Raw genomic sequence first — 11,933 nt, 5'->3', positions numbered from 1 at the left:
TGGGGGACAGACCAGTCTGGTGCCGCCGTGTGACATCTGGATGACAACGGGATGGCATAGCGGAGTTCTGCGTGGTTTGCCTTGTTGTCAGGATAAACAATTGGCGTTGTCTTGGCGCTGTGGCACTTTATACTCTCCCGCCCCATCCTGCCCAGGCACAGCCTTCTAGCGGAATCGCCATGAATATTGCCATCTTATCCCGCGAGCCCAACAACTACTCCACCCGCCGCCTGGTCGAAGTGGCCCGGGCCCGTGGGCACCAGGTCGAGGTGCTCGACACCCTGCGCTGCTACATGAACATCGCCTCCCACAATCCCTCTATCCACTACGAAGGACGGGAACTGGAGAGCTATGACGCCGTGATCCCGCGCATCGGGGCCAGCATCACCTTCTACGGCACCGCCGTGCTGCGCCAGTTCGAGATGATGAACACCATGGCCCTCAACAGTTCGGTGGCCATCTCCCGCTCCCGGGACAAGCTGCGCGCCATGCAGCTGCTCTCCCGTCACGGCATAGGCCTGCCCATCACCGGCTATGCCCACAGTACCCACGACGTGCCCGACCTCATCACCATGGTGGGCGGGGCGCCCCTGGTGGTGAAGCTGCTGGAGGGGACCCAGGGGATAGGGGTGGTGCTGTGCGAGACCCAGAAGGCCGCCGAGAGCGTGATCGAGGCCTTCATCCAGACCAACAACAACATCCTGGTGCAGGAGTATATCCGCGAGGCGAACGGCGCCGACATCCGCTGCCTGGTGGTCAACGGCAAGGTGGTGGCCGCCATGCGTCGTCAGGCCCAGCCGGGGGAGTTTCGCTCCAACCTGCACCGGGGCGGCGAGGCCTCGGCCATCAAGATCACCCCGGAGGAGCGGGCGACCGCGGTGCAGGCCGCCAAGATCATGGGGCTGGACGTGGCCGGGGTGGACATACTGCGCAGCGCCCGCGGCCCCCTGGTGCTGGAGGTGAACTCCTCCCCCGGCCTGCAGGGGGTGGAAGCCGCCTCCGGCAAGGACGTGGCGGGCAAGATCATCGAGTATCTGGAGCTCAAGGCGAGTCGCAAGCACAAGCCGGCGGAATGAGTCCCAAACGAGTGTCAGACAGATAAAACAGGGCGCCCTCGGGCGCCTTGTCGTTATCCGGCTGGTGGGCAGCGGGCCTGCCGGGGAGTGTTGTTGTCTCCCCTTGCGGGAGAAGGGGCGGGGAGGAGGGGCTATGCCGCCCCGGGGTCGCCGGCGATCATCGCCAGCCGGGCGCTGAAAACGCCGTCCTCCAGCCGGGTCTCTATCTGCCAGCCCAGCTTCTCGCAGATGCGCTGGATGATGGTGAGGCCGCAGCCGTAGCCGAGGATCTGATCCGGTGCGGCTGTCGTGGGGTTGCTGATGGTGAGCACCCGTTCGTGCAGTGCGATCTCGATATGGCCCTCGGCGTAGCTCAGAGCGTTTTTCAAGAGGTTGCCGAGCGCAATGGCGAGCAGGGAGAGGGGGGCCTCTACCTCGCTCTCCTCGTCCAATTGCAGGCGAATGTCCAGCGCCTCCCGTTGCAGCAGGGGGGCGAGGCGGGTCAGCTCCTGGCGAATGAGAGGGGCCACCTGCTGGGGCGTACGCTCCACGGCCTCCTTGCGCCCCAGCAGCAGGAAGGTCTCGGTGAGCAGGGCCATCTCGTCGGCGGCGGCGCGGATGCGAGCGGTGGCGCGGGCCGCCGGGGCGGGCAGGTCCGCCACCTTGCCTAGGAGGGCGGCGGAGCCCTGGATCACCATGTTGGGGGTGCGCAGCTCGTGGCTCGCGAAGCGGCTGAACTCCTGTTCGCGGGCGAACACGGCGGCCACCTCGTGCTTGCCCGCCAGCAGCGCCAGCTCGATGTCACGCAGTTCCTGCCAGGGGGCATCCGGCACGAAGTCCCCCTGATCCGGTGTGAGGTGGGCGACGCGCTGGCGCAGCCTGTCCAGGGGGCGGGTGATGTGGCGCACCAGCCAGATGCCGAAGGCGAGGCTCCCCAGCAGCAGGGCCAGGCCGATCAACCGGGTGACCAGATGCAGCTTGTCTTCGTAGGGGTCCAGATAGTCGTCGGCGTCGTCGTTGAACACCAGATAGAGCAGCCCCTGACCCGAGGGGTGGGCGCGTACCAGGAAGTGCTTGTCCTCCTCGCCCAGCTGGTGTTCGAAGAAGCCGGGGCTCCGGTAGGTCTTGAGCCAGGCCGGCAGGCGGCCCGCCTCGGTCCAGTAGCTGGAGAACTGGCGCGGGCTGGGGGCGGGGGCCCCAGGTCCCAGGCGCAGCCAGTCGTCGCCGTAGCGGGTCGCCTCGGCCTCCAGCCAGTGGCGCAGGCTCAGCTCCTCCATCTTGTCCTCGGCCACCACCATCAGCAGGCTCAGGATCATCAGCAGCAGCAGGCCGGCCCCCCCCAGCGCCAGCACCAGCCGTCGGCGCAGGCTCGGCAGGCCCGGGGCCTGCTGGTCTGGCGGTGGCGGGGCTCTCATGGTTTCACCAGCCGGTAGCCCTGGCCGTGCAGGGTCTCCAGCATGGGGGCGGGGAAAGGCTTGTCGAGGGCGTTGCGCAGGGCATAGATGTGACTGCGCAGGGCGTCGGAGTCGGGCTCCTCGTCCCCCCAGACGGTGTCGAGCACCTCCTGACGCGTCACCAGCTGGGGGGCGCGCCTCACCAGCAGGCTGAGGATCTGGAACGGGATCTTGCCGAGTTTGAGCTCCACCCCGGCGCGGGTGGCGCGACCGGCGGCGGTGTCCACCGTCAGGTCGCCGAAGCTGAGGGCGCCCATGTCACCTCGGGGGCCGCGCAGGCCCAGGGCCTGCAGCCGCACCTCCAGCTCCTCCATGGCGAAGGGCTTGACCAGGTAGTCGTCCCCTCCCGCCTTGAAGCCTGCCAGCTTGTCCTCCAGGCTGTCGCGGGCGGTGAGAAAGATCACCGGGGTCGAGATGCCGTCCGAGCGCAGCCGCTCCACGGTGCGCAGGCCGTCCAGGCGCGGCATCATGACATCCATAATGATGACGTCGAAGCGCTGCTCGGCGAGCAGTTGCAGGGCGGCCTGACCGTGATAGGCGCAATCCACCCTGTGCCCGGCCAGCTCCAGATAGTCCATGATGGTCTCCGCCACCTGGGGACTGTCTTCCACCACCAGTATTTTCATGCTTTGATCTCCTGGTTCTGGCCGGCATTTCACGGCCATTTCACACCGGATGCGTCATCCTGTGTGCCAGTGTAACCCCGAGGATCCCCGATGAAGAAGTCTCTCCGCGCCTTCTGGTTATTGATTCTATTGCCTTTTGGTCTGGCGCAGGCGGCCGAGTTCAAGCTCACGGGCCGCACCAGCTGGCAGCTTGGCCAGTTGATGGTCAACGGCATTCCCTTCGTGATCGACGAGCGCACTCGCTTCAAGGACGGGCTGGATGAGGACGATCTCGGCGGGACCTGGGTCGATCTGGAAGGGGTGGTGCAGGAGACGGCGCAGGGGGCGCGGCGGCTCGTTCGCGAGGTGGAGCCGCTGGAAGAGGAGGACGAGATGGAGCTGGAGGGGCCGGTGGAGGGGGGCCGTATCTGGGGCTATGTCACCTCGGATGGGAGTCTGGATCCGTTCGAGGGGCGCTGGCTGGAGCTGGAGTGCAGGTTTGACGGCATGCGCCTGAGCCAGTGCCGGGAGGATGACTGAGCCGGTCGCGGGAGACCGGAAAAATGGCCCGTCCAGGCCCATAGTTAAACCTCATCCCGTGACCCTGGACCGCCAGCCATGACCAGAACCGCACTCTGCCTGCTGCTGTTGCCCTTCTGCACCCTCGCCGACGACGCCGAGCTCTGGCTGGTGGAGCTGGAGCACAACGACGGGGTGCGCCTGCAATTCCAGGGGGCCGAGCTGGAGCTCGGCAGTGCCGAGCTGCACGGTGTGACCCAGCCCGACGGGCTCGTGCCCGGCATGCGCCTCGCGATCCAGAGCCGTTACGGCGTGGCCGAGACGATCCGGGTGCTCGACGGGGCGCCGGATCCGGCGCTCGGGGCCAACTGGCGGCGAGCGGAGGATCGACTGCTCACCCACTCGGGGCAGGCATTGCTGCTACAGGGTCTCGGCGTGCTGGTGTTTGATACCGACACTCGCTGGATCAACGGCAGCGTCGCCGATCTGCAACCGGGTCGCCGCCTGGTGCTGAGCCGGGATGAGGAGGGCCGCCTCACCGAGATCCTGATCCCCAATCCGGAAGATGATCCGAACGAACCCTGAGTCAGCCGCGCCCACAGGTCTGACTTGTTAAAACCTTGTACTTTCAAATTCCCCACTTATACTTGCGCCATCTTGTCGGAGTGCTGACCGTCGAACGACGCGAAGCTGAGACCGTTAATTCGGGATCCGTGGAACCTGATCAGGTTAAGACCTGCGAAGGGAAACAAGGGTAACTTGCGGGTTACCGCGCCGGGGAAGGAGCACCTTCCCGCCAGTCGGAAGCAGACCAGCCTCTGGCTGGCACAGGCGCACAGAGGGGGAGGCTGTCCCGTCCGGTTGTCCATAGGGCGCCGGGTTTCCAGACTAGGGAAACACCGGGACGGCAGAGCAGGGAAAATCCATCGCCCGTTCCCCCGAACACACCCCGCCGCAAGTTCATCTTCTCCTCGAACTCCAGACAAGCAAATACCCATAACTTCAACCAGTTAATGTGAGTTTTGCTATGTCTACTTCCGTATCTGATACCGCCAAATCCAGCCGCCGCGAGCAGCGCTCCAGCGCTCAGGCCTTTATCGACAGCCTCAAGGGAATGGCTCACCCCAACTCCCGCCGCATCTTTATCGAAGGCTCCCGCGCCGATATCCGTGTTCCGCTGCGGGAGATCCAGCTGGCCGACACCTTCGTCGGTGGCACCAAAGAGGCTCCTCAGTTCGAGCCCAACGAGCCGGTGCCGGTCTACGACACCTCGGGCCGTTACGGGGAGGAGGGGGTCGCTATCGACGTGCGCCGCGGCCTGCCGCGCCTGCGGGAGAACTGGGTGCTGGAGCGGGATGATACCGACGAACTGCCGGGGCTCAGCTCCACCTTCACTCAGGAGCGGCTGGCCGACGAGGGGCTGGATCACCTGCGCTTCGAGCATCTGCCGAAACCGCGCCGTGCCAAGCCGGGCCGCCGGGTCACCCAGCTCCACTACGCCCGCGCTGGCATCGTCACTCCCGAGATGGAATTTATCGCCCTGCGCGAGAACATGGGTCGCGAGCGGGTGCGCTCTGAACTGTTGCGCACCCAGCATCCGGGCCGTGATTTTGGTGCCCGTTTGCCCCAGAACATCACCCCCGAATTCGTGCGTGATGAGGTGGCCGCCGGTCGTGCCATCATCCCCAGCAACATCAACCACCCGGAAGCGGAGCCGATGATCATCGGCCGCAATTTTCTGGTGAAGATCAACGCCAACATCGGCAACTCGGCGGTCACCTCCAGCATCGAGGAGGAGGTGGAGAAGCTGGTCTGGTCGACCCGCTGGGGCGCCGACACCGTGATGGATCTCTCCACCGGTCGCTACATCCACGAGACCCGCGAGTGGATCCTGCGCAACAGCCCGGTGCCCATCGGTACCGTGCCCATCTATCAGGCGCTGGAGAAGACCAACGGCATCGCCGAAGAGCTCACCTGGGAGCTGTTCCGCGACACCCTGCTGGAGCAGGCCGAGCAGGGGGTGGACTATTTCACCATCCACGCCGGCGTCCTGCTGCGCTTCGTGCCGATGACCGCCAAGCGCCTCACCGGCATCGTGTCGCGCGGCGGCAGCATCATGGCCAAGTGGTGCCTGTCGCATCACAAGGAGAACTTCCTCTACCAGCACTTCCGCGAGATCTGCGAGATCTGCGCCGCCTACGACGTGAGCTTGTCGCTGGGTGACGGTCTGCGTCCGGGCTCCGTCTATGACGCCAACGACGAGGCCCAGTTCGCCGAGCTGCGCACCCTGGGTGAGCTGACCAAGATCGCGTGGGAATACGACGTGCAGGTGATGATCGAGGGCCCCGGCCACGTGCCGATGCACATGATCGAGCGCAACATGACCGAGCAGCTGGAGCACTGCCACGAGGCGCCGTTCTACACCCTTGGTCCGCTCACCACCGACATCGCGCCGGGGTACGATCACTTCACCTCCGGCATCGGTGCCGCGCTCATCGGCTGGTATGGCTGCGCCATGCTCTGCTACGTCACTCCCAAGGAGCATCTGGGGCTGCCCAACAAGGAGGATGTGAAACAGGGGCTGATTACCTACAAGATCGCCGCTCACGCCGCCGATCTGGCCAAGGGTCACCCGGGGGCCCAGATCCGCGACAACGCCATGTCCAAGGCGCGCTTTGAATTCCGCTGGGAGGATCAGTTCAATCTGGCGCTGGATCCCGACACCGCCCGCGCCTACCACGACGAGACCCTGCCCCAGGAGTCCGGCAAGGTGGCCCACTTCTGCTCCATGTGTGGCCCCAAGTTCTGCTCCATGAAGATCACCCAGGACGTGCGCGACTACGCCGCCAAGCTGGAAGCCGTAGAGATAAAGCTGGTCGGCATGGACGGTCAGCAGGAGCGGGTGGTGGCCGAGGTCGAGAGCGGCATGGCCCGCATGGCTGAAACCTTCAAGGAGACCGGCGGCGAGATCTACCATCAGGCGGCGACCCTGAAGCAGGCCGCAGGGGAGGAGGCGTGAGCAGCGAGCGCGGGGCTGTCAGCCCCGCCGACCTGACAGCAGTGACGGCTGCCCGCCCCGTGGTCTGGACCATCGCCGGGTCCGACTCCGGCGGCGGGGCCGGCATTCAGGCCGACTTGCACACAATGCACGATCTCGGCGTGCACGGCTGCTCCGTCATTTCCGCCATCACGGCCCAGAACTCGGTGGCGGTGAAGATGGTCGACCCTGTGCTGATGCAGACTTTTACCGCCCAGATCGACGCCCTCAGTGTCGATCTGCCACCTGCCGCCATCAAGATCGGCCTGCTGCCGACCCGGCTGCATGTGGAGGTGCTGGCCCGCAGGTTGTCGACCGTCGAGGCTCCCTTCGTGGTCTACGATCCGGTGGCCATCGCCAGCACCGGCACCCCCATGGTGGAGGCCGGCATGCTGGCGGCGGTGCGCGAGCACCTGCTACCACGTCTGTCGCTCATCACCCCCAACGGCCCCGAGCTGGAGGCCCTGACCGGACTGCCCGCCACCAGCCCCGAACTGGTGCGCCTCGCCGCCCGGCGACTGCGGGAACTCGGCGCCAGGGCGGTGCTGGTCAAGGGTGGCCATCTGGGCTGGAGCGGGGATCACTGCCTCGACTACTACCAGGACGAGACCCGCGAATTCTGGCTCGCCGCGCCGCGCCTCGATACCCGCCATGGCCACGGCACCGGCTGCGCTTACGCCAGCGCCATTGCCGCCGTGGTGGCGCAGGACTATCCGGTGGAGGACGCCATCACCCTGGCGCGGGCCTACCTGCAACAGGGCTTGGCGGCGGCGCAGGGGGTGGGGGCAGGCCCGGGGCCCATCGCCCACCTCGGCTGGCCCGCCGATCTTGCACACTTCCCCCGCGCCGTGCTGGCGGGGTCAAAGCTCGATCGCCGCTTCGGATTGTATGAGACAAGCAGCGCCCGTCTGCCGGATGGCCCCTTCGCGCCGACCGAACACAACCTCGGTCTCTATCCGGTGGTGGATTCGGTCAAGTGGCTGCGCCGCCTGCTGGGGCAGGGGGTCAAGACCATCCAGCTGCGCATCAAAAATCTGCCCGCCACAGAGGTGGCGCCGGCCATTCGTGATGCGGTAGAGCTCGGTCGCCGCCATGGGGCGCGGCTTTTTATCAACGACCATTGGCAACAGGCCATAGCGGCGGGTGCCTGGGGCGTGCATCTGGGGCAGGAGGATATGGAGACCGCCGATCTCGCCGCCATTCAGGCGGCCGGGCTGCGCCTTGGCATCTCCACCCACGGCTACTTCGAGCTGATGCGGGCGCGCGAGCTGGCCCCCTCCTATATCGCGCTCGGTCATATCTTCCCGACCAACACCAAGGCGATGCCTTCGCGCCCTCAGGGGCTGGTGCGGCTGCATCGCTACCGCGCCCTGATGGCGGAGTGGCCGACGGTCGCCATCGGCGGCATCAGCGAGGAGCGGGTGGCGGCGGTCAAGGGGAGCGGGGTCGGCAGCATCGCGCTGGTCTCGGCCATCACGGCGAGCGACGACTGGCAGGGGGCGACCGAACGGCTGCTGGCCGCAGTGGGAGCGGGGGATGAGCCGCGCTCGGCCACAGCCATAAGGGAGGTGGAACATGCGCTCTGATGCGGCTTCTCTTAGTGACAAAGAGTATCTGAGATACGGCCGCCAGCTGATGCTGGCGGAAGTGGGGGAGGCGGGGCAGGCGCGGCTGAAAGACAAATCCGTGCTGATCGTCGGCCTCGGCGGGCTCGGCTCGCCGCTCGCCCTCTATCTGGCCGGGGCCGGTGTGGGGACGCTCTGGCTCGCCGATGGCGATACCGTGGACTCCAGCAACCTGCCGCGCCAGATCCTGTTCGACTCCGAGGCAGTCAACCACTCCAAGGCGGAGCTGGCCCGCGAGCGCCTTAGCCAACACAACCCGCTGGTGGAGCTGATTGCCATCAACCAGCGGCTCGATGCCACCAGCCTGCCGGAGTTTGTGGCCGAGGTAGATCTGGTGATCGACTGCTGCGACAACCTCGCCACCCGCCAGGCCATCAACGCCGCCTGCGTGGCTCAGGGCAAGCCCTGGGTCTGTGCCGCCGCAGTGGGCTGGCAGGGGCAGCTGATGGCGCGCACCAGCAGCGATCACGCCTGCTACGCCTGCCTCTATCCGCAGGATACCGAGATCAAGGAGAGCTGCGATACCAGCGGCGTCACCGGCCCGCTGGTGGGGGTGATGGGCTCTTTGCAGGCGCTGGAGGCTCTGAAACTGCTGTTCGGGATGCCGAACCCGGTGGCCGGCACATTGCGCCGCTTCGATGCGCTAACCCATCAGTGGCAGACCCTCACTCTGGCCCCCGACCCCGATTGCCCGGTCTGCGGGCAGCACCGATGCCCGACACACGATAAGGAAATCACCCCATGACCTTGACCATTCGACTCAACGATCAATCCCAGCCGCTGGCGGCAGGGCAGAGCGTGGCCGACCTGCTGGCCGCGCAAGGGGTCAATCCCCAGGGGGTGGCGGTGGCCCTTAACGGCGCCGTGCTGCCCCGTGGCCGCTGGGCCGAGACCCGTCTCAATGACGGGGATGAACTTCACCTCTTCACCGCCATTGCCGGAGGCTGACCCATGATGCTCGCAGTCCCATCTTCGAGCGCTATGCCTTGCGGCGGGGCCTCATCTCTTCTTATCGCAGTGGCCGGAGGCTGACATGCTGACAATTGCCGATCACACCTTCTCCTCGCGCCTCTTTACCGGCACCGGCAAGTTTGCCCGTCCGGAACTGATGGCCGCCGCCATCGAGGCGAGCGGCTCCCAGCTCGTCACCATGGCCATCAAGCGGCTCGAACCCGGCAAGGCCCACGACGATATCCTGAGCCCGCTTTTGAAACTCGGGGTCAAGCTCTTGCCCAACACCTCAGGCGCCAAGACCGCCGCCGAGGCGGTGTTTGCCGCCCACCTGGCCCGCGAGGCGCTGGGGACAAACTGGCTCAAGCTGGAGATCCACCCCGACCCGCGCTATCTGCTGCCCGATCCCATCGAGACGCTGAAAGCCGCCGAGCAGCTGGTGAAAGAGGGTTTTGTGGTGCTGCCCTACTGCGGCGCCGACCCGGTGCTCTGCAAGCGGCTCGAAGAGGTGGGCTGCGCCGCCGTGATGCCGCTCGGCGCGCCTATCGGCTCGAATCAGGGGCTGGTGACCCGGGAGTTCCTCTCCATCATCGTCGAACAGGCCAATGTGCCCGTGGTGGTGGATGCGGGGATAGGTGCGCCGAGCCACGCGGCGGCGGCCTTCGAACTCGGCGCCGATGCCGTGCTGGTCAACACTGCCATCGCGGTGAGCGGCGATCCGATCGCCATGGGCCGCGCCTTTGCGCTCGCTTGTGAAGCAGGTCGCAGCGCCTATGAAGCGGGTCTTGGCGCCCGCGCCCTGCAGGCGCAAGCCTCCAGCCCGCTTACCGATTTTCTGGGGGCGTTATGAGTCAGCATGCCAATGACCCCACCCCGACCCTCCCCTTGCCAGGGGAGGGAGTGTTGACTCCGTCCTCTTGTGAAAGGGGAGACCGGGGGGGCGGATTAACACCTCCCCCTTGTGAAGGGGGAGGCCGGGAGGGGGTTGAGAGAAAGTCGGAGAATTTTCTCGATAGATGGCGCGAGCTGGAGTGGGACGATATCGGTATGCAGATCCGCGCCAAGAGCGCCGCCGACGTGGCGCGAGCCCTGAGCGCACCGCGTCGCACCCTGAGCGATTTTATGGCGCTGATCTCGCCGGCTGCCGAGGCATTTTTGCCGCAGATGGCGGCCGAGGCCGAGCGCCTGACCCGCCAGCGCTTTGGCAACACCATCGGCTTCTATGTGCCCCTCTATCTGTCGAACCTGTGCGCCAACGACTGCACCTACTGCGGCTTCTCCATGAGCAACCGCCTCAAGCGCAAGACCTTGAATGCAGAGGAGATAGAGCGCGAGTGTCTGGCCATCAAGGCGCGCGGTTTTGACAGCGTGCTGCTGGTGACCGGTGAACACGAGCACAAGGTGGGGCTCGCCTATTTTCGCGAGGTGATGCCCATCATCCGCCGTCACTTCAGCACGGTGGGGATGGAGGTGCAGCCCCTCTCGCAGGACGAATATGCCGAGCTGAAAAGCCTCGGCCTCGATGCCGTCATGGTTTATCAGGAGACCTACCACGCCCCCACCTATGCCCGCCACCATCTGCGCGGCAACAAGCGGGACATTGCATGGCGCCTCGCCACGCCGGATCGGCTCGGCCGCGCCGGGATCGACAAAATCGGGTTGGGGGCACTCATCGGCCTCTCCTCAGACTGGCGCGCCGACAGCTACTTTGTCGCCGAGCACCTGAGCTGGCTTGAGCGCCACCACTGGCAGAGCCGCTACTCGCTCTCCTTCCCGCGCCTGCGCCCCTGCACCGGTGGGCTGGAGCCGGAGGTTGTGATGTCGGATCGCCAGCTGGCGCAGCTTATCTGCGCCTGGCGTCTCTTCTCGCCAACGCTGGACTTGTCGCTTTCGACTCGCGAGTCGGCCACCTTCCGCAACGGCGCGGTGCGCCTTGGCATCACCCAGATGTCGGCCGAGTCGCGCACCCAGCCGGGGGGCTATGCCGAGGGGGATGCAGAGGAGCTGGAGCAGTTCGCTATCCACGACGACCGCCCGGTGGGGGAAGTGGCCGCCGCCGTGCGGCAGGCCGGGTTGCAGCCGGTGTTCAAGGATTGGGAGCCTTTCTTGGGCCGATAGGGGCGGAGTTCGGCCAAACTCCGTGCTTGTGGCGAGCAGGCACGGCTGCGCCGTGCAGGACGCGAGGCCGGTGGCCTCGAAGGGGTTTCGCCCGCCCTTCGGGCTTGGGCGAGTAACTTTTCTTTGCGTGGCCAAAGAAAAGGCACCAATCGAGCGGCCACCCCGCCAATCCGACCGCTGCGCGGTTTCCCTCGGATCAGGTACAAGGTCGGACGGACCGCCGCAGACGGCACATCCCTGTGCCGACTGCGGCTGCGCCATCATCCCTGATGGCGCTCCTGATCTTGCCCCTCCCCCTCGGCGGATTGGAGGGGGAAGCCAATACCGTGTGTATGGAGATGGTATTCACCTGACAGTTGCCCACAAAAGGGAGTGGTCATACGGCTTCAAACCGGATAACAAAACGGTACCCCTACCGTGTTATCTGGAGTCACCGTATGACCACCAACGAGAAAGTAGCACGTCGCAAACTCAGCCTGCTAGAGCTCGCCAAAGAGCTCAATAATGTCAGCAAAGCCTGCAAGCTCATCGGCTACAGCCGTCAGCAGTTCTACGAAATTCGCCGTAAT

General features: G+C 65.8%; 11 protein-coding genes, 1 pseudogene and 1 riboswitch. Of the genes and pseudogenes, 10 read left to right on the top strand and 2 right to left on the bottom strand.

Annotation, left to right across the window (positions count from 1 at the left end):
- Positions 1-179 precede the first annotated feature (179 nt).
- Positions 180-1,076, top strand: a complete 897-nt coding sequence (rimK, locus tag AB5Y72_RS12170; RefSeq protein ID WP_042077940.1) for a 30S ribosomal protein S6--L-glutamate ligase — start codon at positions 180-182, stop codon at positions 1,074-1,076.
- Between the two features lie 131 nt (positions 1,077-1,207).
- Here rimK and AB5Y72_RS12165 read toward each other — a convergent pair whose 3' ends face one another.
- Both AB5Y72_RS12165 and AB5Y72_RS12160 read right to left on the bottom strand, forming a co-directional pair.
- Positions 1,208-2,470 (bottom strand): HAMP domain-containing sensor histidine kinase, encoded by a 1,263-nt coding sequence (locus AB5Y72_RS12165; RefSeq protein ID WP_216991193.1) that lies wholly within the window; start codon positions 2,468-2,470, stop codon positions 1,208-1,210.
- Entirely contained in the window at positions 2,467-3,135 is a 669-nt protein-coding gene (locus AB5Y72_RS12160) for a response regulator transcription factor (RefSeq protein ID WP_216991192.1), read from the bottom strand. Before AB5Y72_RS12160 ends, AB5Y72_RS12165 begins: the two co-directional genes overlap by 4 nt.
- 90 nt (positions 3,136-3,225) lie before the next feature.
- Between AB5Y72_RS12160 and AB5Y72_RS12155 the strand changes: the two genes are divergently transcribed.
- The 9 genes and pseudogenes from AB5Y72_RS12155 to AB5Y72_RS12115 form a co-directional block, all read left to right on the top strand.
- Positions 3,226-3,654 carry a hypothetical protein gene (locus tag AB5Y72_RS12155; RefSeq protein ID WP_216991191.1) on the top strand — a complete coding sequence of 143 codons (429 nt, stop codon included), beginning with the start codon at positions 3,226-3,228 and terminating at the stop codon, positions 3,652-3,654.
- Between the two features lie 78 nt (positions 3,655-3,732).
- A complete protein-coding gene (locus AB5Y72_RS12150) occupies positions 3,733-4,218 on the top strand; it encodes a hypothetical protein (protein WP_325783457.1) in 486 nt (161 codons plus the stop codon).
- Positions 4,219-4,284: 66 nt separating this feature from the next.
- A riboswitch (TPP riboswitch) is annotated at positions 4,285-4,398 on the top strand.
- Between the two features lie 262 nt (positions 4,399-4,660).
- Positions 4,661-6,652: a phosphomethylpyrimidine synthase ThiC gene (gene thiC, locus AB5Y72_RS12145; protein ID WP_306824252.1), complete on the top strand. Its 1,992-nt coding sequence runs from the start codon at positions 4,661-4,663 to the stop codon at positions 6,650-6,652.
- Positions 6,649-8,256 carry a thiamine phosphate synthase gene (thiE, locus tag AB5Y72_RS12140; RefSeq protein WP_219143374.1) on the top strand — a complete coding sequence of 536 codons (1,608 nt, stop codon included), beginning with the start codon at positions 6,649-6,651 and terminating at the stop codon, positions 8,254-8,256. The genes thiC and thiE overlap by 4 nt, the downstream gene beginning before the upstream one ends.
- Positions 8,246-9,040, top strand: a complete 795-nt coding sequence (locus AB5Y72_RS12135) for a HesA/MoeB/ThiF family protein (protein ID WP_219143375.1) — start codon at positions 8,246-8,248, stop codon at positions 9,038-9,040. The genes thiE and AB5Y72_RS12135 overlap by 11 nt, the downstream gene beginning before the upstream one ends.
- Entirely contained in the window at positions 9,037-9,243 is a 207-nt protein-coding gene (thiS, locus tag AB5Y72_RS12130; RefSeq protein WP_219143376.1) for a sulfur carrier protein ThiS, read from the top strand. Before AB5Y72_RS12135 ends, thiS begins: the two co-directional genes overlap by 4 nt.
- An 85-nt stretch (positions 9,244-9,328) precedes the next feature.
- A complete protein-coding gene (locus AB5Y72_RS12125; RefSeq protein WP_219143377.1) occupies positions 9,329-10,096 on the top strand; it encodes a thiazole synthase in 768 nt (255 codons plus the stop codon).
- The gene (gene thiH, locus AB5Y72_RS12120; RefSeq protein WP_325783458.1) at positions 10,093-11,364 is read left to right on the top strand and encodes a 2-iminoacetate synthase ThiH; all 1,272 of its coding nucleotides are present in this window, start codon (positions 10,093-10,095) and stop codon (positions 11,362-11,364) included. The genes AB5Y72_RS12125 and thiH overlap by 4 nt, the downstream gene beginning before the upstream one ends.
- 437 nt (positions 11,365-11,801) lie before the next feature.
- Positions 11,802-11,933, top strand: a pseudogene (locus tag AB5Y72_RS12115) (IS481 family transposase); the annotation flags it as partial.

Source organism: Aeromonas sp. R7-4, from assembly GCF_040908055.1.
Lineage (GTDB): Bacteria > Pseudomonadota > Gammaproteobacteria > Enterobacterales > Aeromonadaceae > Aeromonas > Aeromonas sanarellii.
Note: the sequence above shows the minus strand (reverse complement) of the source record. Positions and strands in the feature narration are given on the sequence as shown.

What these genes read in the sequence shown, in the direction of transcription:
- AB5Y72_RS12135 (WP_219143375.1), top strand. Translation starts at nt 8,246, where the DNA reads ATGCGCTCTGATGCGGCTTCTCTTAGTGACAAAGAGTATCTGAGATAC.
- rimK (WP_042077940.1), top strand. Translation starts at nt 180, where the DNA reads ATGAATATTGCCATCTTATCCCGCGAGCCCAACAACTACTCCACCCGC.
- AB5Y72_RS12150 (WP_325783457.1), top strand. Translation starts at nt 3,733, where the DNA reads ATGACCAGAACCGCACTCTGCCTGCTGCTGTTGCCCTTCTGCACCCTC.
- thiH (WP_325783458.1), top strand. Translation starts at nt 10,093, where the DNA reads ATGAGTCAGCATGCCAATGACCCCACCCCGACCCTCCCCTTGCCAGGG.
- thiC (WP_306824252.1), top strand. Translation starts at nt 4,661, where the DNA reads ATGTCTACTTCCGTATCTGATACCGCCAAATCCAGCCGCCGCGAGCAG.
- AB5Y72_RS12155 (WP_216991191.1), top strand. Translation starts at nt 3,226, where the DNA reads ATGAAGAAGTCTCTCCGCGCCTTCTGGTTATTGATTCTATTGCCTTTT.
- AB5Y72_RS12125 (WP_219143377.1), top strand. Translation starts at nt 9,329, where the DNA reads ATGCTGACAATTGCCGATCACACCTTCTCCTCGCGCCTCTTTACCGGC.
- AB5Y72_RS12165 (WP_216991193.1), bottom strand. Translation starts at nt 2,470, where the DNA reads ATGAGAGCCCCGCCACCGCCAGACCAGCAGGCCCCGGGCCTGCCGAGC.
- AB5Y72_RS12160 (WP_216991192.1), bottom strand. Translation starts at nt 3,135, where the DNA reads ATGAAAATACTGGTGGTGGAAGACAGTCCCCAGGTGGCGGAGACCATC.
- thiS (WP_219143376.1), top strand. Translation starts at nt 9,037, where the DNA reads ATGACCTTGACCATTCGACTCAACGATCAATCCCAGCCGCTGGCGGCA.